The sequence below is a fragment of the Acidithiobacillus sp. IBUN Pt1247-S3 genome (genome assembly GCF_041146875.1).
Classification (GTDB): domain Bacteria; phylum Pseudomonadota; class Gammaproteobacteria; order Acidithiobacillales; family Acidithiobacillaceae; genus Igneacidithiobacillus.
The window spans coordinates 45,021-70,639 of sequence record NZ_JBFRXP010000011.1; the positions used below are offsets into that span (position 1 = coordinate 45,021).

Below are 25,619 nucleotides of genomic sequence, written 5' to 3' on the forward strand. Positions count from 1 at the left end.
AAAAGCGGCATGTGCGGAATTGTTGGTGGGATTGCGGCAGAGGATGTGGTCCCTGTCATTTTGGAGGGCCTGCGGCGCCTGGAATACCGTGGCTACGATTCTGCAGGCTTGGCCTTTGTCGATGGCGATGGTGATCTGCAGCGGCGGCGCAGCGTTGGCCGGGTGGCGGAGTTGGCGGCCTTGCAGGCAAGCGAGGGCTTTCATAGTCGCGTGGGTATTGGCCACACTCGCTGGGCGACCCATGGTGGCATTGCCGAGAACAATGCCCACCCGCTGGTGTCCCACGACGAAATTGCAGTGGTCCATAACGGCATCATCGAAAACTACCAGAGCATCCGCAGTCGTCTGCAGTCCCTAGGCTACCTGTTTAGCTCCGAGACCGATACCGAGGTCATAGCCCATCTGGTGCACTGGTATCGCCAACAGCTGCCGACTCCGCTAGCTGCAGTCCAGGCCACCAGTCGCGAGCTCCAGGGGGCGTACGCCTTCGCGGTGCTCAGTCGTCGCGACCCCGAGGAATTGATTCTGCACCGCAAGGGCTGCCCTCTGCTGCTGGGCATCGCCGAAACCGGACATTATTTTGCCTCAGATGTAGCCGCGTTGCTGCCGGTCACGCGCCGGGTAATCTACTTGGAAGATGGTGATTTTGCCCGACTACAGCAGACGCAGTTGACTCTGCAAGATGTAGCGGGTTTACCCCTGCAACGGGAGGAGCACTGGAGCCAGCTCAGTTCCGCGGCCATCGACCTCGGTCCCTACCGGCACTTTATGCAGAAAGAAATCCACGAACAGCCCCGCGCCGTTGCGGATACTCTGGAGGCCGCCGTGAATGGGGATTTCTCCATTGATCAGCTGTGGGGGGAGGGCGCATCGGAACGCCTGCGGCAGATAGACCGCGTCCTCTTCCTCGCCTCGGGGACGAGCCATTACGCGAGTCTTGTGGGTCGCCAGTGGATGGAATCCATCGCCGGTGTTCCCGCGCAAACGGAGCTGGGCCACGAGTATCGCTATCGCGAGAGTATCGCCGACCCCCGCCAGCTCATCGTTACGTTGTCGCAATCCGGGGAAACACTGGATACCTACGAGGCCCTGCGCCACGCGCAGGCCTTAGGACATACGCAGACCTTGTCGATTTGTAACGTCGCCGAGAGTGCAATCCCACGGGCCTCAGCGCTGCGCTTTTTGACCCGGGCGGGACCGGAAATCGGGGTCGCCTCGACCAAGGCGTTTACCACCCAACTCGTGGCGCTGTATCTGCTGGCCTTGAGCATTGGGGTACTGCGTGGGCGGGTTAACGACAGCGCGCTGCAGGAGCATCGCGAGGCCTTGCGCCAACTGCCGGGTAGCATTCAGCAGGCTCTCAATCTGGAGCCGCAAATCCAGCTTTGGGCCAATCAATTTGCCGACAAGGAACATGCGCTCTTCCTGGGCCGTGGCCTGCATTATCCCATTGCGTTGGAAGGGGCGCTGAAGCTCAAGGAAATCTCCTACATCCATGCCGAAGCCTATCCCGCAGGAGAGTTGAAGCATGGCCCCTTGGCGTTAGTAGATCGGCAAATGCCGGTGGTAGTGATTGCCCCCAATGATCAGTTGTTGGAGAAGGTCGCAGCCAACATGCAGGAGGTCTATGCTCGCGGCGGACAGCTCTACGTCTTTACCGACTTGGATAGTCACTATGAAGCCAGTGACGGCGTGCATGTGATTCGCTTACCGCGCCACGCCGGCTTGCTCTCACCGGTACTGCATGCCATCCCCGTGCAACTCCTGGCATACCATGCTGCCCTGGTGAAGGGTACCGACGTGGATCGTCCACGCAACCTTGCCAAGGCGGTGACGGTGGAGTGAGCAGACAGTAAGTTACATTATTGTTCTGTAACCAACCTCACCGCGTACAAGGAAAAAACTGGCCAAGGCGAACTGATCGTCTACACTAAAAAGGTGGGTAGTGTAGTTCCCGATGCTGGGGTGTCTAGCCGATAACCACTTCAGTAGTTATCCAAATTTTATCGGCAGATTCACGATGAAAGGAGAGTATCATGTCTGAACAGCAAGCACCTGATCTCGTCATTATTTTGATCGCTGGCCCAGAAAATCCGAAGCGTTTACCTTCGGCTTTCTTCTTGTCATCCACGGCGGCGGCTAATGAGCAATCGGTGTTGATGTACTTTACCGGCCCGGCGACGGAATTATTGGCAAAGGGCAAAGCCGAGACCATTTTCCCTATGCCTGGCGGCAAGAGTTTGGCCGGTTTTATGAAGCTCGCAGAAGATAACGGTGTACAATTCGTCGGCTGTCTCCAGTCCCTGGAACTCAACGGTATGAGCAAAGAGGATTTGGCCTGGGATATTCCCTTGGTTACCCCAAGTGCAGCAATGCCGATCTTAGGCGCTGCTGGCCGCATCTTGACCTGGTAAGCCTTCGACCTGTCCTTATCGGGAGCAGCACTCTGTGTTGCTCCCCACATTGGCTTATCCACGCTGAGTTACCCGTTGCGTGGCACCATCATGAACCGCGACAACTTGGGCTATGAACAAAGCAGGTCTGGATAGACTAATAGCTGCACATAGCTACGGTGCAGGGTCGTGGGTATGTCCTGCTCGACAGATCCGTTTAAGTTTTCCGGTACCTGTGTCGTAACCCTTAATTATGATCGAAATGCTTAACTGGCTGGGCGATCAGCCATCTTTTTACAGAGGGATTACTTTTTGGCAGTAGATGACGATGCGCAGATGGGACAAACTTTCCAGCCACCGATCGTTGCAATTCCTTCCAGTCGGTTGGGTGGAGTCGCTCTTGAATTGTGGAGTCCATGGCCCATGCTTGGTTACAGCCTGCGTTGTTTTCGAATAGCCATCGCTGGAGCCACAGTAGCCTCTGCACCAGTGGCGCCGAGTTCTCCTTATGCGTGACGGTGTTGCGTCCCCTGAACCGAGCCTGCTGATGATTCCTGCCCCTTTCTTGGAGCGCCTGAGGGCATTAAGCCGGCAGTATGACTTTTCCGCCTTTTTCTTGATGGCCGCAAATTTGGCGGCAGAAAGCCTGCACGCCGATGGCGCCGCCTTCATTGTCCATGAAGGCAATTCTCTGCGCTATCTATTCTTTCATGGCCTACCGGATAGTTATAACTCTTTGTCGCAGCATGTTTTTTCTGATGATGAGGGGATTAGTGGCGAAGCTTTTCACCAGGATACGGCCATCTACGCCCCGGACTATCCCAACAGTATCTGGGCTATGCCCGAGTACGTGGGAACCGGTTTACGGGGTAGCGTGGCTATACCGGTACATGGTCCGGAAGGTTGCAGTGGTATTTTGGCGGTTTCCTGGTTCCGTTCCGCTCCGTCGCAGCTTCCGGATAGCGAGTTGCATTTGGCCGAGCTCTTGGCCGACATGTTGGGCGCAGCGTGGTACCGAATGCGGATCGAGTCGGACTTGGAGCGCATCGCTACGAGCGATAGCCTCACTGGCATTCACAACCGTTATCAGCTTGAAGAACGCATCGCCGCAGCCTGTGCTCGAGCGCAACACAAGGAAGCGCTATTAGCCGTGATCCTGCTTGATCTGGATGGCTTCAAAGCCATCAATGATGCCATGGGGCATCAGGCGGGTGATCGACTGCTACGGGAGATTGTCAGCCGGCTCCAAGATGTTGTTCGCCCCGGGGACACTTTGGTGCGGTACGCTGGCGACGAGTTCATTCTCCTGGCTGAGGACTTGCGCCGCGTACGCGAAATTGAAGAGCTCATGACCCGCATCATGACGGCCTTAAAAATCCGCATGGGTCTGCACGAGCAACGGATTAGTGTTTCCGTCAGTGCTGGGGTCAGCGTGTATCCCCTGGACGAAGGGAGCCCCGAAGAATTGCTGCACCACGCCGATCTAGCCCTCTACCGAGCCAAAAATGAAGGCGGAAATAGTTGGCGAATCTACGATCAAAATGAGGATCAAAGTGCCTTGGAGCGGCAACGGCTGCGCAGCGAGTTGGATCGCGCTCTGCAAGCGTCTGAATTCCTCCTGTACTGGCAGCCCATCATCTCTTTGCGCACGGGACGCTGTGTGGGCGCTGAGGCGTTGTTGCGCTGGCAACACCCGAGCAATGGACTGCTTTTGCCCGGCACTTTTTTGGAGGTGGCCGAAGATTCTCCGATTATGCAGCGCATAGGGCAGTGGGTGATGAAGACCGCTTGCCGTCAAGGAGAAATCTGGCATGCCGCGGGTATGGACCTCGACATCCACATTAATCTGGCTGCCCGCCAAGTGGAAAACCATCGCCTCTGCGACGATCTACGAAGTACCCTGAGTGACTGCCCCGCTCTTCCTCCCGCCAAGGTTTGCCTGGAACTAGTGGAACGCATCGCCTTGCGAGATATCCAAAAAACGGCCCGGATGATTGCCGACTGTCGGGGTATAGGGGTGCATTTTGCTCTGGATGATTTTGGTACCGGGCCAGCGGCACTGCAGTATCTGTTGGAGCTGGATTGCAACCAGATCAAAATCGACCATAGCTTCGTCATACCTATGGCCCACAGCCGCCGTCACCGGCGAATGGTGCAGGCCATGCTGCAGATGGCGCAGGCCTTGGAGGTGACCGTCACCGCAGAGGGTATTGAGGACGAGGAGACACGTTGCTTGTTGCGTGAGCTAGGTGCCGAGCAGGGCCAAGGCTTCGGCATCGGTAAACCGATGCCCGTGGAGAGCTTCAACAGCTATTTGCGAGGATCGTAGAGAGACTGCCGGGCAGTGTGCTAAGGGTGTGCTTAGGTTGATTGGTTGGGACGGGGCGCGGTGACTTGCCGAACAGCTACGGCAGAGTGAATGATGTTGCTCCCGTAGCCATCTCATGGAGAGCAGAATGAAAAGTCTGACGTGCAGTTTGGCCGTGTTGGCCTGTTTCATCACCCCCGTGGCTTGGGCAGCTACCCAAAGCGCAAAACCACAGGTAGAACTGCAACTGACGCAGAAATACACCGTTGCGAATAGTGAGCTCGTCGCCCGCCTGACCGCGACGGCTGCCCGAGCACAAGCGGATCAGGCAGCTAGTTCGGTCAATGCCGACCTTCGCTGGGCAGAGCAACAGTTGCAAGCGTACCCACAAATCCACTGGCAATTGGCTGGCTACAGTAGTAATCGCCAGGGCGACAAGGGCTGGCAAATGGAAGGGGACTTGTCGTTGCGCGCGGAACCCAAGCTATTGCTGCCGGTTTTGGCGACACTCCAGTCGCGTTTGCAGTTGCGCTCGCTGCAGTCCGAGGCCTCCACTTCCGCCATTGCCGCCGCGCAAAAGCAGGCGCGTGCGGCGGTAGTACATCGCTTCGTCAAAGACGCTCAGGCCGTCTGCCAAAATTTGGGGCTATCCTGGGGAGGAGTGGAACACGTCAGTATTCAGGGTGGGGTCCCAGTACGACCCGTTGTTCCCGTCTTCATGGCGGTGGAACGGTCTGTACCCGCGCCGGTAGCGATCGGGCATAGCGAAAGTCATGGTCAAATTGATTTAGTAGGCGCAGCATTTTGCAATAACTAGCCTAATATATAAGGCTAGTTATTTTGCGTAGTTGACTGGGGAGGAAAATGGCAACGAGGAATGCAGATTGGCTATCCCAGTATCGCCAGGGTGGTAAACTCCCCTCGCCTAAAGGTGTGTATCTGGAAGCATTACGGCTTCTGGAGCAAGAGGAAGTCGACAATCGCGAACTTGTCCGAGTGCTGCAATCTGACCCGGCAACAAATGCGCGCCTCTTACAGCTCGCGAATGTCTCGATTCGGACGCGCTCACGCCCCATTGTAGCGGTTTCTGATGCAATTCTGGTTCTTGGACAAGCGCAAATTAAACGCCTGATTTTGGCGTTGGCTCTCATTCAATCGACCACTCCACGAGTGGCGGGTTTTGATTACAGCCGTTTCTGGACGCTTGCGCTGTTGTCGGCGTTGGCGGTGCGGGCAATGGCAGAGCAGCTTGGGCAGGTCAATTCAGACGAAATATTTGTCGTGGCGCTGTTAGCCAAAGTGGGAGAACTCGCCTTGGTGAGCTTGTTTTCCGAGAGTTATGTGGAATTGCTCGGCAACGCGTCGCCATCCGATGTTAATGCGCGGTTGCGTGCGGAACGCCAGCAGTATGGCATCGACCATGACGAGTTATCTTCGTTGCTGGTAGAGGAATGGGGATTGCCGATGGTCTTCGTCGAGGCCGTATTTCATCAATCGCAGCCGGAGGCATTGGGCTCCTTTCCTGACGCGAGCCGGTCCCTTTTTCTTGCCCGCCTTCTCCGTCTCGGTCAGGGCATGGCGGGAATCTGTCTGCGCGAGAATACGCAACGATCGGATGACGCGGAGCAAATGGCCCTAGAGATTGCCAAGCTCGGCTTGGACGATATGCTCGTCCGCGAGCAAGTCTCGCGCCTGCTTTTGGGTTGGGAGTATTGGCAAAGTCTTTTGTTAGAAGCCGCTCCCTTGCTTTCGGAACCATTTGACTGGGATGGTTTGACGGGTCAGAAGGATGTTCGATCGACCGATTTTTCGCAGTTGCGGGTCGCCTGCCTCGCGAAGCAGAGCGAGTTACCGGTAGAGTGCGCAGAAATGATGTCACTTTTAGATCTGCCGCTGGGAACGCTGCCAAATGCCAATGATGTCGCTGGTCTGGATTTGCTATTTATCCCCTACCAACCAAACAATGTTGAGTGGATAGCAGAGAATTTGACCGGCCTGGACCCGGTGCTCGGGCCATACGTCTTGCTCTTTGGCGAGAAGCTCGAGGCGCAGAGTGAGTCTGAATTGTTTCGCCTCGGCATTGATGCGTACGAGTCCAAACCTCTCCAGTCTGAAAACATGCAAAAGCACTTGCAACTCGCTCAACGCCGTCGTGAGGCAAGGCAAAAATACCTGCACCGACAGCAGCGCATGCGCCGGTTCTCGGGCTCTTTGGTGGGCATCAATCGGGACTTGCGTCAAGCAGCGCTAACCGACCCGCTTACGAACCTGCGCAATCGTCGCTATGCTGACGAAAGGCTCGAGCAGGAATGGACGATTGCTGAACGGCATGACAAAAATCTAGCCCTGATGCTTCTTGATCTAGACAATTTTAAAAATATCAACGATTCACTTGGGCACGATGTTGGCGACGAGGTGCTCAGCAGAGTGGCGCGAGTTCTGGACGATTTTGCTCGCCATCAAGATATTCCCTGCCGTGTTGGCGGCGATGAGTTTTTGATTATTTGTCCGGAGACGGATGCTCTCGGTGTAAAGGTATTGGCGCAGCGAATTTGCGCGCGGTTGGCCGCCATAGAAACGTGGACTGGCCTGCAGCATGATGTTTCGGTAAGTATTGGGGTCGCGAGCCGCGATGCGCAGATGTCTTGCGCAAAGGGCTTAATTCAAGCTGCTGATCACGCTCTGTTTGAAGCGAAGCGGCAGGGGCGCAATCAGGTGGTGGAGTTTTCGCGCCCCTGAGCGTCACTCGTTGCGCGGCCGAAAACTGCTTTCGGCAGCGAGCCTTTCCCAAAGTGCCTTTTCCGCCTCACTAATCTGTTTCGGGGCGACGATTTGCAAGACCGCGTAGAGATCTCCCGCCTTGTCGCCCTTGGGGGCGGGTAGCCCCTTAGCCCCCAGCCGCAATTTTTGCCCACTGCTACTCCCGGCTGGAACCTTCACCCGCAATTGTCCATCCAAAGTGGGTACCGACACCGAGGCGCCGAGTACGGCCTCCCAGGGGCTGATGGGCAGATCATGGTACAGATCCTTGCCCTCGGCACGGAATTGCGGATGTGGCGCATAGCGTACGCGTAGATACAAATCGCCGTTTGGTCCGCCGCCTTGCCCCGGCTGCCCTTGCCCGCTCATGCGCAGACGCTGCCCTTCGGCGATGCCTGCTGGAATCTTTACACTCAGCTGACGTCGTTCCCGGTACATGCGTCCGTCTGGGCCATGGACCGGCACCTCCAAGGAGATCTCCCGTTTTGCCCCATGCAAGACATCCTCTAAAGGAATCTGTATCTCGGCTTCGCTGTCCTCACCGCGCGTGCGGAATGGTGCCCCGCCATGGGCACCGCGCCGCCCGCGCTGTTGGGCAAAAAGCTCCTCGAAGAAGTCGCTGAAGCCGCCAATGTCGGGGCCGCCCGCACTACCAGCGTGGCCGCCAGCAAAGCCGCCAGCAAAATTTTCCCAGCCTGGTGGCGGGCGAAAATCCTGGCCGGCGCGCCAATTACTGCCGAGTTGGTCGTAGGCGCGACGCTTTTCCGGATCCTTGAGAACCTCGTAGGCCTCTTGCAGGTCTTTGAAACGATCCTCGGCATTGGCCTCTTTGCTAACGTCGGGATGATATTTGCGCGCCATTTTCCGATATGCGGATTTGATTGCGCCGGCATCGGCGTCGCGCGCCACCCCCAGGATCTGGTAGTAGTCTTTGTATTCCAAGGGAACCCCCCGTATCATGCCGCGATGGCAACTGATGGACCTGATGCGACAGTGGGGGCGCAGCGGTGTTTTTTCAAGTCACCGGCGGGATGAGGCAAGCATGGAGTTAAACGAACGGCAACGTGAGGCAGTATTGCTGGCACCAGGGCCGGCGCTGGTCCTGGCGGGCGCCGGTTCGGGCAAGACGCGCGTGCTCACCAGCCGCATTGCTTACTTGCTGGAAGATGGCCTGCACCCGGGGCAGATCCTGGCTGTGACCTTCACCAACAAGGCCGCGCGCTCCATGCGCGAGCGCCTGGCGGCCATGCTCGATATGGACCTGCGCAGCCTGTGGATGGGAACCTTTCATGGCATTGCCCATCGTCTACTGCGCATGCACCACGAGGCAGTTGGCCTGCCAGCGCAGTTTGTTGTCCTCGATGCCGATGATAGCCAGCGCTTGGTACGCCGAGCCGTACGGGAATTGCAACTGGACGAAAAACACTGGCCTGCGCGGCAGATTGCCGGTCGCATCAGCCGCTGGAAAGACGGCGGGTTGGGGCCGCAAGATCTCTCTGGTGAGCGCTCCGTGCCGCCACAGCTACTCGAGATCTATCAACGCTACGAGCTGCTACGTGAGCGCGCTGGTGCCCTGGATTTTGCTGACCTGCTCCTCTATGCCTTGCGCCTGTGGGACGATGCGCAACTCCTGGCGCAGTATCAGGAGCGTTTTCAGCAGGTCTTGGTGGACGAATTTCAGGATACCAATGCCGTCCAATACCAATGGTTGCGACGCCTCGCCGAGACCCATAAAAACCTCTTTGTGGTTGGCGATGATGACCAATCGATTTATGCTTGGCGCGGGGCGGAAGTGGAAAATCTCTTTCGTTTTCAGCACGATTTTCCGGCAGCGCGCTTGATTCGTCTCGAACAAAATTACCGCTCCACCGCGCCGATTTTGGCCGCCGCCAATGCCGTGATTGCCCAGAATACTGATCGTTTGGGCAAGACCCTGTGGACGGAGCGCAACGAAGGCAGTCCGGTGCAGCTCTATCGCGCGTACAACGAAGAGGATGAGGCGCGCTTTGTCGTTGCTCGCGTCGAGCACTGGGTGGTGGGCGGCGGTAAGCGTGCGGACTGCGCCATACTGTATCGTTCCAATGCCCAGTCACGGGTCTTTGAAGAGCAGCTCTTACGTGCCGGAATGCCCTACCGGGTCTACGGTGGCCTGCGCTTTTTTGAGCGCGCCGAGATCAAGGACGTGCTCGCCTATTTGCGCTTGGTCTTGCAGCGGCACGACGATGCCGCCTTCGAGCGGGTGGTCAATGTGCCGGCGCGCGGCATTGGTGCCGTCACCATTGAGCGCCTGCGCAGCCTGGCCCGGGAGCGCGGCATCTCGCTGTGGCAGGCGGCGGGTGAGATAGTGCAGCCCAAACTCAACGGCTTTCTTACCCTCATCGATACGCTGGCTAAAGCCTGCGCAAACCAGGAACTCGACGAGCAGGTACAGCTAGTGCTTGAGCAGATCCCCTTGCGTGACTGGCATGCGCGCGATGGTGATCGCGGTGAAGGGCGACTGGAGAACCTGGAGGAATTGATCAACGCGGCGCGCAGTTTTACGATGCAGGATAGCTCTGATAGCTTGCGCGAATTGAGTCCGATCCCCGGCGACATGCTCAGTGAATTCCTCACCCACGCCGCCCTGGAGGCGGGAGAGGGTGGCGCCGAGGCCTGGGAAGATGCGGTACAACTGATGAGCTTGCATAGTGCCAAAGGCCTGGAGTTTGCCCAGGTCTTTCTGGTGGGGTTGGAGGAGGGGCTATTCCCGCACCAACGTTGTCTGGAAGACCCCGCGGGGCTCGCCGAGGAACGCCGCCTTTGTTATGTGGGAATGACCCGCGCCAGGCAGCAGCTGGTCCTCTGCCATGCCGAGAGCCGGCGTTTGCATGGCAGCGAACGTTTGGCGCTGGCATCACGTTTTTTGCGCGATCTGCCCACGGAGGAGATCGAAGAGTTACGCCCGCGCGCACGGATCAGTCGGCCGCTGGCGCCCGCTATTCCGGCCGCGAGCAGTCGGCGCAGTGATTGCCCCTACCCCTTGGGCGGGCGCATTCGCCACCCCGTTTTTGGCGAAGGGACGGTGCTCGATTACGAGTCGGGTGGACGCCAGGGGCGGGTACAAATCCAGTTCAGTTCCGGTACCAAATGGCTGGCGCTGGGCATTGTGAGTCTGGAAAGACTATCCTGATGGAGAATACGGAGGGGCACAGATGAGCACAGACGCGAACAGCAAGGCATCGTGGATGGCGGTAGTCATTGTGATTCTTGCGTTGATCGTCCTCGTCGGATTTTTCTTTCTCTGGCTACAGCCTGCGGGACCTGGGGTCCAGCCAGTTGCCAAAACGGCAAGCACGGCATCGGTGTTGCAGTCGGTTAGCCCGACGAGTGGTGCGGTCTCGGTGCCTGACTTTGTGGTAGCACCAGGGATCTCGCAGGAGGGGACTCTCGAGGGCGCGATCGAGGGTCGCTGTGGCAATATTGCCTGGCAAAAGCTCGATCCGCAGGAGCTAAAGGAATTGCGTAAGCTGTGCCCGAAGCAAGCGGCTTCAGCTGGAGTGCAGGGGCAGAAACAGTCGCACCCGTAGCCCGCTATCGGCCGCATTGTTGAATTGGATGGACCCCCCAAGCCGTTGCAGGATGCGCTGCACGATGGCAATCCCCAGCCCGGTGCCGCCGCCGCGACCCGCCAAGGCAAAGGGTTTGCCGAGCATGGCCAGGTTTTCTGCAGAGATCCCTTCGCCATGATCGCGGACTTCAATGGCAACTCCGTTGTTTTCCGTCATCACCGCCAATTCGATTGGTGCCTTGCCATGGCGGCGGGCGTTTTCTACCAGGTTCTGCAGGACGCGCCGCAGGGCCACCGGAGTGACGGAAAGGTAAAGCGATTCCTGTGCTACTTCTTCACGCAGGAGAACATCATCGCCCTGTTGCGCGGCAAACTGCCGCAGGAAGGCGAGCAGATCGATCTCTTCCGCAAGTTCCTCGCGGCCACTGCGGGCATAGTCGAGAAACTGGTGCAGGGTCTCATCCATTTCCCACAGGTTATCAATCAGATCTTGCTGAATATCGGCCGCCTCTTTGGGGAGAAATTCGGCGAGCATACGCATGCGTGTCAGGGGTGTGCGCAAGTCGTGGGAGACACCAAGCAAGACCATCTCGCGCTCTTCCGCTAGCTCATAGCGCTCGCGCAAGGCACTATTCAGTTCTCCAGCCAGGTGTTTGATGTCCTCTGGCCCTTCGATGGGCAATACCACCGGCCCTTCGCGACTCCGGTTGGCTTTGAGGCTGTGCACCAGGCGGCGCAGGGGGCCGGTGATTTGATGCACGATGAGGTAGGCGCCGAGTAGGGAGAGCAGCAGGATGGCGCTGAGCTTAAACCACTGCGGTGAGGGGCCCGGGGGGGGCTTGGGAATGGGCATGGCGACGGCGACATGGCTATGGGGGTCGGGATCGATCCAGAGCAGGTGATGCCGACTGTCCTCCAATACCTGAGCATGGGGCCAACCCATGTCGTGTAGGAGTCGCTGCGCATTGCGCATGATTGGGTTGTGCGGCGGGTTCCCGCTCATCTCGTCAACGGGGTAAAAGGCAATGCCAATTTTGGCCAGGCGCGGGGCAAGCCATTCCGCCTCGCCGACATCAAGGGCGCTGCTCAAGGTCAGGATCTGCGCCCAGCTTTGTGCCAGGTGACGCGCCTGCGGGTTGCCTAGATAGATGGTGAAGTACCAATACACAGCGAACTGGCTCATCAACAACAGCGCGCCAATCAGCAAAAATATCCGCCCGAATAGGGTGTCGGACCAGAGCCTCCAGAACTTCACGCGGGTTTATCCGGACTCCCGGCATCGGGAACGAAGACGTAGCCGCGTCCCCATACCGTTTGTAGGTAGCGCGGTTTGCTCGAGTCGTCTTCGATCAGGCGGCGCAGGCGCGACACGAAGACATCAATTCCTCGCGGGCCAGGGATGTCCTCGCTATGGCCGTGAATCATGCCCAGAAGTTTGTCGCGCGACAGGGTCTGCCAGGGATGTTCGGCGAGGGCACGCAGCAATGCAAATTCGGTTTCGGTGATGTCGATTTCCTGATCGCCACGGTACAGGCGACGGTAGTCGAGGGCGAGATGAAACGGACCAAAATCGATGGCGCCGGGGCTCGGCTCGACGGTACCGCTGTCCTGACTGCGTCGCAGGACGGCGCCGATGCGGGCAAGGAGCTCTGCAGGCTCAAAGGGCTTGGCGACATAGTCATCGGCGCCAATGGAGAGGCCCTGGATGCGATCATCCAGGTCTCCGCGGGCGGTGAGCATGATGATGGGCAGCAACGACTCCTGATCGCGCAGTCGCTCGCAGATCTGAAAACCATCCTCACCGGGCATCATTACGTCGAGGAGCAGGAGATCGTAGCGCTCCCGCTCCAACAGCCGGTCCATCTGCGCCGCCGAAGCGGCGCCATGAACCGTGTAGCCCTGAGACTCCAGGTAACGCGTCAGAATGGTGCGCAACTTGGCGTCATCATCCACCAACAAGATGCGGGCGCTAGTACTCACGGTTTGTGCCATCCTCCCCAATGCGGGCCTTTTTCCATCTTCGCATAAATTGCCGTTACTTTCTGCCATTGCTCTGCATTCAACAGTTTGTGCACGAAAGCGACTTGTGCGATTCCGCGTTGTAGCATCGCCTGATGATCGGCCAACACAGCGGTTTCTAACGGTTTTAGCGCATTGTCCGGTTCACCGCGCAGGAGGGCAGTTTGCAGCGCGCGGTTATGACTGCGCATGGTTTCCATTTGTGACTGCCACTGACCTTTCTGTTCCTTGCGCCAAGTCTCCAGTTGGGTCTCCAGCTGCGGGCTAAGTTTGAGCTCCACGGCGTGGCGCCAAACGATGGGCAGGAGCATAGGCACCGGGGCGTTCTTCATCATCCACTCAGCGCGCGGGCCGCCGTGCATAGGGCCCTGCATCGGTCCGTGTGCTGGAGGTGGTGGCATGTCTGCCGCGATGCTGGCGACGGGTGCCAGAGCCAGAGCTGACCAGGTAAAGAGCGAAAGCATGGTTTTGCGCATAACGAGCACCTCCGAAAAATCGAGCGTAATTGCTCGAGGCTCAGAGTACGTGCGCCAGTGATACGAAAGCCAGTGAAAAATTCTTACAAAAATCAACACGTCCAGTTGCAGATGTACATAATTTATCCGTTGCCGAGTGGGTGCGCACAGCTCGGAAATCGTCGACAATACGGCAAATTTCCGCGGACGAGATGCTGCAATCATGCGCTGGCAATGGATCTCTTTAGGCCTGTTTCTGTTGAGCGCCACCGCGCACGCGGGCGTTGGTGTGGCCTTTGACGATCCCTTTTTTACGGATAGCGGCCTGCCACAGCAACCGGGACAGGCTTGGCAGGGGGTGCCCAAGCAGTTGCCGGCCCTACCCGAGCCGCAAAGCTGGTCGGCTGCGCTCGCGGGCAAAACCTGGACTTTGCCCGAACTTAGCTCTTGGGCCTTGGCCCATAATCCGCAAACGGCGGCAGCCTGGGAGGGCTTGCGCGCGCAGGCAGCGGCCTTGGGCATGGCAGATAGCGCTTGGCTACCCTCGCTTACGCTCAGTACCAGTGCGTCGCGCCGCCAGGCGGTGTCTACGGCGGGCTTCAGTGTGCCGGCGCGCAATAGCGTGATGCCCAGCCTGAGCTTGAGTTACACCCTCTGGGACTTTGGCCTGCGCGCGGCCAAGACCGATGCCGCCCAGGCGCAGGAGTGGGTGGCGGGTTATACCCAGAACCAGACCCTGCAGACGGTCATTTTCAACGTTACCCAGGCCTATTATAAGCTCCTCGGCAATCAGGCCCTGCTGGCCGCCGATGCCAAGACCGTGGCAGAAAACCAGAAGGCCCTGGAGGCGGCGGAGGTGTTGCATCGTGCCGGGCAAGCCACCATTGGCGACCTCTACCAGGCGCGGGCGTCCTTGGCTACGGCCCAGTCCACCTACGCTGCCCAGGAGCAGACGGTGCGCAGTAGTCAGGGTACCCTGGCCAGCGACTTGGGTCTGCCTACCAATAGTGTGATCCATATCGCGGCTTTGACCGCTGACAGTTCGTCGCCAGGTCAGCTGCGGCAGGGGGTGGATTCTCTGATGCATGCTGCGGAAAGTGCGAACCCGGCTCTGCAGCAGGCGCGCGCGCAGGTGGCCGTGGCCAACGCCAATATTCACTCTGCCCGCGCGCAAGGCTTACCTAGTTTGGGCGTGACGGGTTCTTATGGCTATCAGTTTCAGGGTGGATTTCAGCCCGGCGATACTTGGAGCGTGGGTCTGACGCTAACGGTCCCGCTCTTTACCGGCTTCAACAATCATTATGCCGTGCGCCAGGCCGAGGCCACTGCGCGGCAAGACGCGGACACGCTGGCGGCGACGCGCAACAGCACCATGGCCAGTATCTGGCAGGATTATCATGGTTTTCAGGGCGATCTGGCGGCCTATCCCGGCGCCAGTAGCAGTTTGGCCAATGCCCGTAAGGCCCGGGAAGTGGTGCTGGCGCAGTATAAGGTCGGGCAGGCGACCATTCAGGACGTGTTGCAGGCCGAATCTACCCTGGCCCAATCCCGCTATACCCTTATCGCCAATCTCGTTAATAGCTACGTGGCCCTGGCGCAGTTGAGTCAGGCCGTGGGCATGCCCGTGGGAGCAAAACAACCTTGAAAGCACATCGTTGGGGCGCTATTGCCCTGTTTCTGGCCTTGCCCTTGTTTCTGTCCGCCTGCCAAAAGGCCGAGCGGAGCGGGCCAGCGCCGGTACAGGTTACCCTGGTCCAACCCAAGGCCCAGGATATGATCCATTACGAAAGCTTTTTGGGCACGGTGACGCCCTTGCAGACCGTCAATATCGTGCCGCAGACCTCGGGACAGTTGGCTAGCCTGTCCTTTACCCAGGGGGGCATGGTCCAGCAGGGGCAGACCCTGTTCACCATCAATCCGGCGCAAGCCGCCGCGACTCTGGCGCAAGCGCGGGCAAATCTAGCCTCGGCACGCGCAACGGCGCATTACAACCAGACCTTGGTTGAGCAAGACCAGCCTCTGGTTGAAAAGGATTTTATTACCAAACAGAGCTACGCGCAGGCGGTCTCCCAGGCGCAGGCGAGCCAGGCGCAAGTGGCCGCCGACGCCGCAGCTGTGCAGCAGGCACAGATCACCTTGGGCTACACCCGCATCACCGCACCCATCAGTGGGCGCATCGGCATGGCCTTGGTCAAACCCGGCAACCTGGTGGTGGCGAACCAAACGCAACTGGCGACGATCAACCAAATCAGCCCCATCGGCATAAACTTTCAGATCCCACAGAGTCTGCTTGGCGCTGCACGCATGGCCAAGGAACAGGCCTGGAAGCTGATGGTCGATGATGAGAAGCAGGGCAAGAGCTTGGATACGGCCATTCTGCACATCATCGACAACAGCGTCAGCGCCACGACAGCCACGGTGAGCGTGCAGGCGCAGGCCGACAACGCTGGCGCTGGCCTGTGGCCGGGAGAATTTGTCGAGGTTCGTCTGCCAGTGCAGCAGGTCAAGCAGGCTTTGACCCTGCCAGTGGCGGCGGTGCAGCAGGGTAGCAACGGCAACTTCGTGTATCAGGCACCCAAAGGCGTAGTACAGGCGACCCCCGTGCAGGTGCTCTGGGAAGATGGCCAAACGGCCGTAATTTCCGGTCTGCCGGTGGATGCGCAGGTGATCGATCCGGTGCCGGCGCGGGTTTATGCCGGGGTTCATGTCTTTTTGCCGGGCCAGAAGGCGCCTGCTAGGACGGAGCACGGTCACCGGCATGCGGGTGGCGCATGAATATTTCGGCGTTGTTCATTCGCCGGCGGGTGATGACCATCATCCTTAGCCTCGCTTTGGTCATCTATGGGATTTTCGCCTTTCAGAGCCTGCCGGTGGCCATGCTCCCCAGCGTTGATTTTCCTACGGTTCTGGTTTCCGCTAGTTTACCTGGAGCCAGCCCCCAGACCATGGCGAGCAGCGTAGCGACGCCGTTGGAGAAGCAATTTTCCAGTATTCCCGGTCTGTCAGCGATGAGCTCCACCAGTAGCGTCGGCTCCACGCGAATCATTCTGCAGTTCGATCTCAGTCAGAACATCGACGTGGCCACGCAAAACGTAGAAAACGCCGTTACCCAGGCGCAGCACCTTCTCCCGCCGGGTATGCCCAGCCTGCCCTTCGTCAAGCAGATGAATCCGTCGGCGGCACCCGTTGAATTCATCGCCCTGACGGCGCCCGATATGCCCATCTACAAACTTAATGCCTACGCGGTGGATAAGGTAGTGCCCGCCATTTCCGGCATTTCGGGGGTGGCCCAGGTACAGATCTTTGGCGAGCAGAACTATGCCGTGCGCATCCATGCCAATCCCTTCGCCCTCCAGGCCCATGGACTTTCCCTGCAGGCCCTGGATCAGGCGGTGGGCAGTCATAACGTCAATCTGCCCCAAGGTACCCTGCTGGGGACGGCGCGCAATTATGCGGTCAATGTGCACGGCCAGCTCAACGATGCCCAGGACTTCCGCAATATGCCGGTGATGCAGAGCGGCGGGACGGTAGTCCCCCTGGCGGACGTGGCGACGGTCAACAATGGGGTGGATAATGACCAGATTGCCAGTTGGCTGGGCGGGCACCGCGCCTTGATTTTGGCGGTAGTGCGGCAGCCCAGCGCCGACACCGTGGCGATCTCCGACGCTATCCAGAAACGCCTGCCCAGTTTCACCGCCGGCCTGCCCGGTGGCGCCAAGCTGCAGATCATTTACGACAAGGCCGACTACATTCGCGCGGCGGTGCAAGAGGTGGAATACACCTTGCTCCTGGCCTCGCTGTTGGTGGCCGGGGTGCTTTGGCTCTTCCTGCGTCGGGGCAGCCCTACCCTCATTGGTGCCCTGGCGATCCCCACCTCCATCCTTGGTACCTTTGCGGTCATCTCCTACCTGGGCTACACCCTCAATACCCTGACCTTGCTGGCCCTGACCCTGTCCGTGGGTTTTGTGGTGGACGATGCGGTGGTCATGCTGGAGAACATTGCCCGTCACGAGGAGCGTGGCGAAGAACCGGAACAGGCGGCCTACGCCGGCAGTTCGGAGATTGGCTTTACGGTCTTGTCCATGACCCTCTCCCTGGCGGTGGTGTTTTTGCCCTTCCTGATCATGGGGGGGATCATCGGGCGCCTGTTCCGCGAATTTGGCGTTACCATTGCCGTGGTGATCCTGCTCTCGGGTCTGGTGTCCCTGACCTTGACCCCCATGCTCTGTGCCCGCTACTTGCAGGTGAAGCACGAAGCGCCGAGTCGTTTTGAACGCGGCTTTGCCCGTCTGCGTGCCTGGTATGGGCGCAGCTTGCGGAAAAGCCTGGAGCATCGGGGCTGGATCTACCTGGGGGCAGGCTTGAGCCTGCTGGGGATGATCGGGCTCTTTATGATCCTGCCCAAGGGCTTCATCCCTAGCGAAGACAGCGGCATGATCATGGGCAACCTCCAGTATCCCCAAGGGATTTCCTTTGCCCAATTGGAAACCCTGCAGGAGCGAGTGGCGGCAGCAGTGGAGAAAAATCCCGCCATTGCGTCGGTGATGTCCAGTGCTGGGCAGGGGGCAGGCGCCTTTGGTTCGGCCAATACCGGACGGCTCATCATCCGCCTCAAGCCTTTGGGTGATCGGGCCAGTGGCGATACGGTCATTGCCCAGTTGCGGCGCACCGTAGCAAACTTTCCGGGGGTAGAGGCGAGTTTTATGCTGCCGCCCGCCATCCAGATGGGCCCCATCTCTTCGCAGTCCAATTACCAGTACACACTGCAAAGTGAAGACCAAGCGACTCTTGATGCGGCAGTGCCGAAACTGGTTGCAGAGCTGCGCAAGGTGCAGGGTTTGCAAGCGGTGAACAGTGATCTACAGGTGGCCAACCCGCAAATTGATGTCCGCGTGCTGCATCGCCGAGCGCAAGCCTTAGGAGTTACTCCGCAGTCCATCGAACAGGCACTGAACTTTGCCTTTGGCGGAACGCAAGTCGGGACGATTTATGCCTCCACCAACCAGTACGAGGTCATCCTCGATCTGGCGCGACGCTTTCAGGAGAATATTGGCGCCTTGGGGGCTATTACCCTGCCGGGCACGGCAGGTCTTGTGCCGCTCTCGGCAGTGGCGAATTTCGGCTATGGTGTTGGCCCCTTGAGCATCAGCCACTATGACGGTATTCCCAGCGTGACGATATCTTTCAATCTGGCCCAGGGAACCTCCATAGGGCAAGCGACCCAAGCGGTACAGAAGATCGCTGCCCAGGTCCTGCCGGCGGGTGTGCAAGGAAGTTTTGGTGGTTCCGCCCAGGCCTTCCAGCAGTCCAACAGTTCTCTGCCCCTGCTGCTCCTGGCCACCATTGCCCTCATTTACGCCATCCTTGCCATTCTGTATGAGGACTTCATCCACCCCCTGACCATCCTCACCGCCCTGCCCCTGGCCGGTTTTGGGGCGCTGTTGGCGCTCTGGATTTTTCATCAGGAACTGGATTTGTTCAGCTTTGTGGGCATCATCATGTTGGTGGGCCTGGTGAAAAAGAACGGCATCATCATGGTGGATTTCGCCATTCATCGGCGGCGCGAAGGGGCCTCGGCGGTGGACGCCATGGTCGATGCCTGTATCACCCGTTTTCGCCCGATCATGATGACCAATCTGGCGGCGGTGCTGGGCATCCTGCCCATCGCCATTGGTATTGGCGCTGGAGCAGAATCGCGGGTACCGCTGGGGGTGGCGGTGGCAGGGGGCATTGTCGTGTCGCAGTTCCTTACGCTTTTTGTGACACCAGCCTTCTATGTGTTTTTTGAGGGGCTCAAAGAACGATTTTCTCAGCGTTTCGCGCGGCGCCGCGCTCGTTCTTCGTACAAAGACGCAAGCTCGTAAAAACTATGGTATAAATGCGCGCTAACGAAAGAGTGAGGAACTTTCATGCGCAAACGACAAGTGCCGCTACTTCTTACCGTAGGTCTACTGGGCGCTTGTGCCCAGCTCCCTGCGCCCCAGCCAAGCCGCTCCGCTGTGGCTGAGACGCGTTCGGCGCAGGCCGAGCAGGCGGCGCAGCTCGCTCAGGAACGTCTTGCCGCCGTCGCTGCCCAACGCCAAGCGGCTGAGGCGCGTTTCTGTGAATCCTGGCGCAGCTCGCTCGACTTGATGCGTCGTGATGCCATTGGCTGTGTGCATACCACACCGGAGCAGCAAGGCAGCTGCTGGGACGCAGTCTCTAGCTGGGCTGGTGCCAAGAGCGACTATTATTCGGCTCTGCAACGCCTGTTTGCCGGGCATGCCTACGCCGCACCAGCGCAGACGGCGGGAAATTTCTTCCAACAGACCCAGGCTTGGGCACAGCTCTGTCGCAGTAGCGTGCAAAACTGCTTGCAAGAAGCCAATCAGACGCAGATGCAGGGGCAGAAAGCCGCGGTCAGTCAATTCTGTGCGGCACAGGGCAACGCAACATCCCGGTAAACTGGACGTCGCCCTTACTCTATTCCTCCCCGCAGCAACTTTGTTAGACTCGAATAGCAGTCAGACAAAATCCCAAGGGAGGGAATATGAAACAGTTTTTGAAAGATTTCAAAACCTTTTTACAACGCGGCAATGTTATTGATTTGGCTGTAGCGTTTGTTATTGGCAGTGCTTTCTCCGCTATTGTCACGTCGCTAGTGACCAACATTGTGATGCCACCCATTGGGCTGGTACTGGGAAAAGTGGATTTCAGTAATCTTTTTCTCATACTCCATGAGGGCAAAACGCCGGGGCCATACCTGACTCTGGCCGCCGCCGAAAAGGCCGGCGCAGTCACCTGGAACTATGGTCTGTTCATTATGTCCATTATCAGTTTCCTGATCATTGCTTTTGTTATCTTTCTCCTCGTGCATAGTATCAATCGCCTCTATCCGAAACCTGCCGCGCCCGTCACAACCAAAGATTGTCCGTTCTGTGCGACGGCCATTCCTCTGGCTGCCAACCGTTGCCCCAACTGCACCTCGCAGCTGGCTTCCTGAGTAGAGTCTGATCCTGGTGTCTAGCCTAGTTTGGATAGCCGTTGCCTTGGGCATCGGCGTCCTGCTGAGCGCACTCGTTTTTTGGCTTTGGTGGCGGGGTGAAAGACAATCCTGGCAAACCCGCCTTGCTATTGCGGAACAAAGTTTCGCTCAGCAACAAGAAACAAGGCTACAAGCGGAGGAATTGCTGTGCCAGGCGCGTGCCGAGCTTCAGTCGCTGACAGCAGATCTGCAAGACGCGCGGGTGCAGTTGGCGGCTGCGCGAACGATGGCTGCACAGCTGCAGCAGTTGCAGGGAGAACACGGGCGACTGCAAGAGCAGGGTGTCAGGCAAAGCGGGCAATTGGCCGAACTACAAGAGCGCCTGCTACAGGAACGCCGGCAAGCGGAGGAGAAGCAGCGTCTGCTCAGCGAGGCGGAAGAACGTTTGCGCCAGACCTTTGCCGCTTTATCGAGCGATGCCTTGCGACGCAATAATGAAGACTTTCTCCGCTTGGCTCACGAAAATCTCACCCGCTTCCAGGAGCAGGCACGGCAGGATTGGGAGGGTCGGCAGAACAACTTTGGTCAGATTGTTGCTCCGATCCGCGAATCCTTGGGCAAGATGAATGAACGCCTGGACGGTCTCGAACAGGTGCGTAATTCTGCCTATAGTGCCCTCACCGAGCAGTTGCGTGGGCTGGTGCAGGACCATCTGCCGCGTTTGCATGAAGAAACGGCTGCCTTGGTAAAGGCCCTGCGGCAGCCAGCTGCGCGCGGACGCTGGGGGGAGATGCAGCTCAAGCGCGTGGTGGAGATGGCGGGGATGCTCTCCCATTGCGATTTTATCGAACAGGCATCGATACAGACGGAAGATGGGGTACAGCGCCCAGATCTGCTGGTGCGCCTGCCTGGCAACAAACAGATCATTGTCGATGCCAAGGCGCCGCTGAACGCCTACCTGCAGGCCGTTGAGGCGCGCGATGACACCGAGCGTCAGCGTCACCTGCTCAAGCATGCGGCAGAGTTGCGCACCCACTTGCAACAGCTCGGCAGGAAATCCTATTGGGAGCAACTGCCGGGTAGCCCGGAGTTTGTCGTACTGTTCTTGCCGGGCGAGGATTTTTTCAGCGCTGCGCTGCAAAGTGATCCAAGCCTGATTGAATATGGGATGGAACAAAAGGTGATCGTGGCGACTCCGACGACGCTGATCGCCCTGCTCCGCGCCGCGGCCTATGGCTGGCGGCAAGAAGCGGTAGCCGCCAATGCCCAGGCCGTTAGCGCCTTGGGACGGGAGCTGCACGATCGCCTGCTCACTTTGAGTGGACATTGGTCCAAGGCCGGGCGACAACTGCAAAGTGCCGTGCAATCCTATAATCAGGCCACAGCATCTTTGGAAACGCGGGTTTTGGTTTCGGCACGGAAGTTTCCCGAACTCGGCGCGACAATTGGCGACCGCGAGATTTCCACGCTGGAACCCGTAGAGTTGCAAGTGCGCAACTTACAGGTGCGCGAGACGGAAGCGACCAGCGCTACGGACGATCTGCCGCCGGTTTCGCCTGTGCCAAGGCCAAGGGAAGACTGAAAATTACCTTTTCTTCCACCCCAGGTAACTCCTGTGGCTTTTGTGCGCCCCAAGAACCCAGTGTGTCGATGATTTCTTGCACTAAGCTCTCTGGCGCCGAGGCCCCGGCGCTGATGCCAATACTGGGATTGCCATTGAACCATTCTTTGCGCATCTGGGAGGCATCTTCAATCAAATGGGTTGCGGTACCGAGTCGTTGGCCCAGTTCGGCAAGACGGCTGGAGTTGGAGCTGTTCGGTGCCCCCACTACCAGCAGGATGTCGACTTCGGGTACGAGCTTTTTCACCGCATCTTGGCGATTCTGGGTGGCATAGCAGATGTCGTCCTTTTTCGGGCCTTGAATGGCGGGAAAACGTTCGCGCAAAGCCACTATCACTTCGGCGGTATCGTCCATACTCAGAGTGGTTTGGGTAATATAGGCGAGGCGTTCCGGATCGCGTGGCTGCAGGCGGGCCACGTCTTCGACATTCGAGACCAAATACATCATGCCGCTCGCGACCTGCCCCATGGTTCCCTCTACCTCGGGATGGCCAGCATGGCCAATGAGCACCATCTCCATGCCCTCACGGCTATATTTCTTGACCTCCATGTGCACCTTGGTAACCAGTGGGCAGGTTGCGTCGAAGACCGTCAATCCACGCTCCTCGGCACGTTGGCGCACCGCCAGAGGAACGCCGTGGGCACTGAAGATGACCGTTGCACCATCGGGGATTTCGTCGAGCTCTTCCACGAAAATGGCCCCACGATTGCGCAAATCGTCAACTACGTGACGGTTGTGTACGACCTCGTGCCGCACATAAATGGGCGCACCGAAGAGCTCCAGGGCACGTTCGACAATTTGGATAGCACGATTGACGCCGGCACAAAAGCCGCGCGGATTGGCTAAGAGGATATCCATGGGTTTGGGCTCCAAACGATTTCGCCCATGGTCCGGCGCTAGCGTCTTTCTGTCAACCGAGATCGCCCCATTGTGCCTGCAGAATCGCGAGGGCGGCGATCGGTGCGGTTTCGGCGCGCAAGATTCGCGGCCCACAGCGGCGCAGCAGAAACCCTGCTTTCTCGGCGGCTTCCAGTTCCTCGGGCGCCAAGCCGCCCTCGGGACCGCTCAAGAGTTCTGCTTGCGCCGAACTCGGCGTTGGTAAATCCCTTATGCCCAGTTGCGCTGCGGCATCGAAAGCCACGCGTAGCGGGGCTTTTGCCTGGTGCAGATAGTCGCAGAGTGACACCGCTGGCAGCAGGATGGGTAGATGGGTGGCCTGACTCTGCTCTGCGGCGGCAACGAGAATTTCTCGCCAGCGTCCTTGCCGTTTTTCGCTCTTGGCCTCGGCCAGCGGTACCTGGCAGTAGCGGCTGTGCAGCGGCTGAATGCTTGCGACACCTAGTTCCGTGGCCTTCTGTAACAACCAGTCCCAGCGCTCCCCGCGTAATACAGGCAGCGCGAGAGTCAGCGCAAGGGGGCTAGCCGTACTGCGGAAGATTGCCTCGCTTACCTCTAGCACGGCGTCTTTTCCTGCCACTCCGCCGAGCGTCGCCGAGTATTCCCAGCCGTCGCCAGTGAAGAGCGTAAGCTCCTGCCCGCGGCGCGCCCGCAGCACGCGCAGGAGGTGATGGCTGGCCGCGTCGGCGAGCACAAACGCACCCATCTGGGGCGTGATTTCGCTAAACAAGTGGATGCGAGGCATGACGCTATTCTGGGGGATCTCGGCGGCCTCTGCAAAGGCCGGATGACCTTGGCCTTGCGCTGCTCTATGCTTAGCTGATGAAAATGCAAGAGAGAATGGATATTGATGGGGACTGGGTTGCGGCGCAGTTGCGAGCCTGCGCTGAGCGCATCATTTTGCCGGGTTACCAGCGGGTAGCCAGTGCGCGCAAGCCCGACGGCAGTATCGTCACTAGTGCCGACCTCGACAGTCAAAGCTTTTTGCAGGGCCAGTTGGCGCAACGGTACCCGAATATTCCGCTCCTTGGTGAGGAAATGTCCGCCGCTGAGCAGCAGCAAGTGCTAGATTCGAGCAATCTTCTCTGGTGTCTGGACCCTCTGGATGGCACCAGCAATTTCGCTGCCGGTGTGCCAGTCTTTGGCATCAGTCTGGCGCTTATGGATGCGGCAGGACCGCTGCAGGCCTGGATTTACGATCCAATGCGCCAAGACCTCTACACCGCTCTGCGCGGAGCTGGTGCGTTTCTGAACGGCAAAGCGCTGCACGTCCGGGAGGCGCCTGCCCTGCGCGCGACGGTGGGCGTGGTGGACTACAAGCGCCTGACGCGTGAGCTTGCGCTCCGGCTGCTCACCCAACAACCCTTCCACAGTCAGCGCAACTTCGGCAGTTGTGTATTGGAGTGGAGCTGGTTGGCGGCCGGGCGTTACCATTTTTACCTGCATGGGGCACAACAACTCTGGGATCGCGCCGCGGGAAGCCTGATTCTAACAGAGGCAGGTGGGCAGATGAGCACCCTGGATGCTGCGCTGCTGCCGCAGCGAGATTTGCAGAAAACCTCGGTTTTGGCCACCCTGGACCCGCAATTGCACATCGCTTGGCGGGAATATCTCGCCGTCGAGTTCCCAAAAAGCCAAGCTTGATTTATCCTTGGGCCTATTTCTATCGCCACTTGAAGGACATCCCCTATGGCCACCATCCGCAATCTGGCTCTGAGCCTGCTCCCCGTCACCGAAACCGCAGCGCGCGCTGCCAGTGGCTGGATTGGCCGGGGGGAAAAAGAGCTGGGTGACGGGGCGGCGGTGGATGCCATGCGCGCAGCGATCGCTCAGGTGCCCATGCGCGGTACGGTGGTGATTGGTGAGGGCGAGAAGGACGAGGCGCCCATGCTCTACAATGGTGAGACTGTCGGTTCCGGTAGCGGCCCCGAGGTCGACATCGCCGTCGATCCCGTAGAAGGTACCAACTTTCTCGCCAGCGGCATGCCTGGTTCCATCTGCGTTCTCGCCGCCGCCCCCAAGGGCAGCATGTTTCGCCCCGGGCCGGCCTTCTATATGGACAAGCTGGTAGTGCCGGCGCCGGCGCGCGGCAAGATCGACCCGGAAGCGCCCATGAAAGACAAGCTGCACGCCTTGGCCAAGGCGCTTGGCAAGGATGTCAAAGAGTTGCGTGTCTTTTTGCTCAAAAAGCCACGTCACGAAGCGATGATTAAGGAAATTCAGGCTGCGGGTGCCACGGTGCGCCTGCAGACGGACGGCGATGTTAGTGGCGGCATCATGGCCGCTTTGGGCACCAAGGTCGACGCGATGATGGGTATCGGTGGCACTCCCGAGGGCGTGATTACCGCTTGCGCCGCGCGTGCCATGGGCGCCGAGATGTTTGGCGCTCTGGCGCCGCAGAAGCCGGGCGAGGCAGAGGCTATCGCCGAAGCGGGCCTCAAGGTGGGCCAGTGGATTGGTCGCGACGAGTTGGTGGCCAGTGATGATGTGCTCTTCGTCGCTACTGGTCTTACCAGTGGCGACATCCTCGACGGTGTCTCGCGCTCGCATTTCTTCATCGAGAGCGAAAGCCTCGTGATTTCTGGCCACGATGGCATTCTGCGCCGGGTGCGCACCCATCAGCGGGCCGACGACTAATTTTCATCTGGGAACAG

Annotated in this window: 21 protein-coding genes; 15 read left to right on the top strand and 6 right to left on the bottom strand. The window is 58.8% G+C overall.

What is annotated here, in order from left to right:
• Positions 1 to 9 precede the first annotated feature (9 nt).
• The 5 genes from glmS (at position 10) to AB4090_RS09310 (ending at position 7,440) form a co-directional block, all read left to right on the top strand.
• Entirely contained in the window at positions 10 to 1,845 is a 1,836-nt protein-coding gene (gene glmS, locus AB4090_RS09290) for a glutamine--fructose-6-phosphate transaminase (isomerizing) (RefSeq protein ID WP_369573587.1), read from the top strand.
• A 191-nt stretch (positions 1,846 to 2,036) separates the two neighbouring features.
• Positions 2,037 to 2,414, top strand: coding sequence for a DsrE family protein (locus tag AB4090_RS09295; RefSeq protein ID WP_369573588.1), 378 nt, complete (start codon positions 2,037 to 2,039; stop codon positions 2,412 to 2,414).
• A 487-nt stretch (positions 2,415 to 2,901) separates the two neighbouring features.
• The gene (locus tag AB4090_RS09300; RefSeq protein ID WP_369573589.1) at positions 2,902 to 4,722 is read left to right on the top strand and encodes a putative bifunctional diguanylate cyclase/phosphodiesterase; all 1,821 of its coding nucleotides are present in this window, start codon (positions 2,902 to 2,904) and stop codon (positions 4,720 to 4,722) included.
• A gap of 127 nt (positions 4,723 to 4,849) precedes the next feature.
• The gene (locus AB4090_RS09305) at positions 4,850 to 5,518 is read left to right on the top strand and encodes an SIMPL domain-containing protein (protein ID WP_369573590.1); all 669 of its coding nucleotides are present in this window, start codon (positions 4,850 to 4,852) and stop codon (positions 5,516 to 5,518) included.
• A gap of 47 nt (positions 5,519 to 5,565) precedes the next feature.
• Positions 5,566 to 7,440, top strand: coding sequence for a diguanylate cyclase (locus tag AB4090_RS09310; RefSeq protein WP_369573591.1), 1,875 nt, complete (start codon positions 5,566 to 5,568; stop codon positions 7,438 to 7,440).
• A gap of 3 nt (positions 7,441 to 7,443) precedes the next feature.
• Here the strand turns inward: AB4090_RS09310 and AB4090_RS09315 are convergent, their stop codons facing one another.
• Positions 7,444 to 8,403, bottom strand: coding sequence for a DnaJ C-terminal domain-containing protein (locus AB4090_RS09315; RefSeq protein ID WP_369573592.1), 960 nt, complete (start codon positions 8,401 to 8,403; stop codon positions 7,444 to 7,446).
• 100 nt (positions 8,404 to 8,503) lie between these two features.
• On the opposite strand from AB4090_RS09315, the gene AB4090_RS09320 reads away from it, so the two are divergent.
• Both AB4090_RS09320 and AB4090_RS09325 read left to right on the top strand, forming a co-directional pair.
• Entirely contained in the window at positions 8,504 to 10,630 is a 2,127-nt protein-coding gene (locus AB4090_RS09320; protein ID WP_369573593.1) for a UvrD-helicase domain-containing protein, read from the top strand.
• Between the two features lie 22 nt (positions 10,631 to 10,652).
• Entirely contained in the window at positions 10,653 to 11,027 is a 375-nt protein-coding gene (locus AB4090_RS09325; protein ID WP_369573594.1) for a hypothetical protein, read from the top strand.
• Here the strand turns inward: AB4090_RS09325 and AB4090_RS09330 are convergent.
• From AB4090_RS09330 to AB4090_RS09340, 3 genes are read right to left on the bottom strand one after another with little or no spacing between them, the layout of a single operon-like run.
• Positions 10,989 to 12,263, bottom strand: coding sequence for an ATP-binding protein (locus tag AB4090_RS09330; protein WP_369573595.1), 1,275 nt, complete (start codon positions 12,261 to 12,263; stop codon positions 10,989 to 10,991). The two genes, AB4090_RS09325 and AB4090_RS09330, sit on opposite strands and share 39 nt — an antisense overlap.
• On the bottom strand, positions 12,260 to 12,988 hold the full coding sequence (locus AB4090_RS09335) for a response regulator (protein ID WP_369573596.1): 729 nt from the start codon (positions 12,986 to 12,988) through the stop codon (positions 12,260 to 12,262). The genes AB4090_RS09330 and AB4090_RS09335 overlap by 4 nt, the downstream gene beginning before the upstream one ends.
• Positions 12,985 to 13,503 carry a Spy/CpxP family protein refolding chaperone gene (locus tag AB4090_RS09340; RefSeq protein WP_369573597.1) on the bottom strand — a complete coding sequence of 173 codons (519 nt, stop codon included), beginning with the start codon at positions 13,501 to 13,503 and terminating at the stop codon, positions 12,985 to 12,987. Before AB4090_RS09340 ends, AB4090_RS09335 begins: the two co-directional genes overlap by 4 nt.
• A gap of 202 nt (positions 13,504 to 13,705) precedes the next feature.
• Here AB4090_RS09340 and AB4090_RS09345 point away from each other — a divergent pair, with 202 nt between their 5' ends.
• The 6 genes from AB4090_RS09345 to rmuC all read left to right on the top strand — a co-directional run bounded on the left by AB4090_RS09345 (position 13,706) and on the right by rmuC (position 22,028).
• Positions 13,706 to 15,127: a TolC family protein gene (locus AB4090_RS09345; RefSeq protein WP_369573598.1), complete on the top strand. Its 1,422-nt coding sequence runs from the start codon at positions 13,706 to 13,708 to the stop codon at positions 15,125 to 15,127.
• Complete coding sequence (locus AB4090_RS09350; protein WP_369573599.1) at positions 15,124 to 16,257, top strand: efflux RND transporter periplasmic adaptor subunit; 1,134 nt, start codon at positions 15,124 to 15,126, stop codon at positions 16,255 to 16,257. Before AB4090_RS09345 ends, AB4090_RS09350 begins: the two co-directional genes overlap by 4 nt.
• Positions 16,254 to 19,346, top strand: coding sequence for an efflux RND transporter permease subunit (locus AB4090_RS09355; protein ID WP_369573600.1), 3,093 nt, complete (start codon positions 16,254 to 16,256; stop codon positions 19,344 to 19,346). Before AB4090_RS09350 ends, AB4090_RS09355 begins: the two co-directional genes overlap by 4 nt.
• Before the next feature lie 45 nt (positions 19,347 to 19,391).
• Positions 19,392 to 19,925: a hypothetical protein gene (locus tag AB4090_RS09360; RefSeq protein ID WP_369573601.1), complete on the top strand. Its 534-nt coding sequence runs from the start codon at positions 19,392 to 19,394 to the stop codon at positions 19,923 to 19,925.
• An 86-nt stretch (positions 19,926 to 20,011) separates the two neighbouring features.
• A complete protein-coding gene (gene mscL, locus AB4090_RS09365) occupies positions 20,012 to 20,464 on the top strand; it encodes a large conductance mechanosensitive channel protein MscL (RefSeq protein ID WP_369573602.1) in 453 nt (150 codons plus the stop codon).
• A 16-nt stretch (positions 20,465 to 20,480) separates the two neighbouring features.
• On the top strand, positions 20,481 to 22,028 hold the full coding sequence (gene rmuC, locus AB4090_RS09370) for a DNA recombination protein RmuC (protein WP_369573603.1): 1,548 nt from the start codon (positions 20,481 to 20,483) through the stop codon (positions 22,026 to 22,028).
• On the opposite strand, the gene ispH is transcribed toward rmuC, so the two are convergent.
• Together ispH and AB4090_RS09380 are read right to left on the bottom strand one after the other, a co-directional pair.
• Positions 21,976 to 22,926, bottom strand: coding sequence for a 4-hydroxy-3-methylbut-2-enyl diphosphate reductase (ispH, locus tag AB4090_RS09375; RefSeq protein WP_369573604.1), 951 nt, complete (start codon positions 22,924 to 22,926; stop codon positions 21,976 to 21,978). The two genes, rmuC and ispH, sit on opposite strands and share 53 nt — an antisense overlap.
• Before the next feature lie 52 nt (positions 22,927 to 22,978).
• Entirely contained in the window at positions 22,979 to 23,710 is a 732-nt protein-coding gene (locus tag AB4090_RS09380) for a 16S rRNA (uracil(1498)-N(3))-methyltransferase (protein WP_369573605.1), read from the bottom strand.
• 95 nt (positions 23,711 to 23,805) lie between these two features.
• On the opposite strand from AB4090_RS09380, the gene AB4090_RS09385 reads away from it, so the two are divergent.
• Both AB4090_RS09385 and glpX read left to right on the top strand, forming a co-directional pair.
• A complete protein-coding gene (locus AB4090_RS09385) occupies positions 23,806 to 24,609 on the top strand; it encodes an inositol monophosphatase (RefSeq protein ID WP_369573606.1) in 804 nt (267 codons plus the stop codon).
• Positions 24,610 to 24,654: 45 nt separating this feature from the next.
• Entirely contained in the window at positions 24,655 to 25,602 is a 948-nt protein-coding gene (gene glpX / locus AB4090_RS09390) for a class II fructose-bisphosphatase (RefSeq protein ID WP_369573607.1), read from the top strand.
• The last annotated feature ends 17 nt before the right edge of the window (positions 25,603 to 25,619 follow it).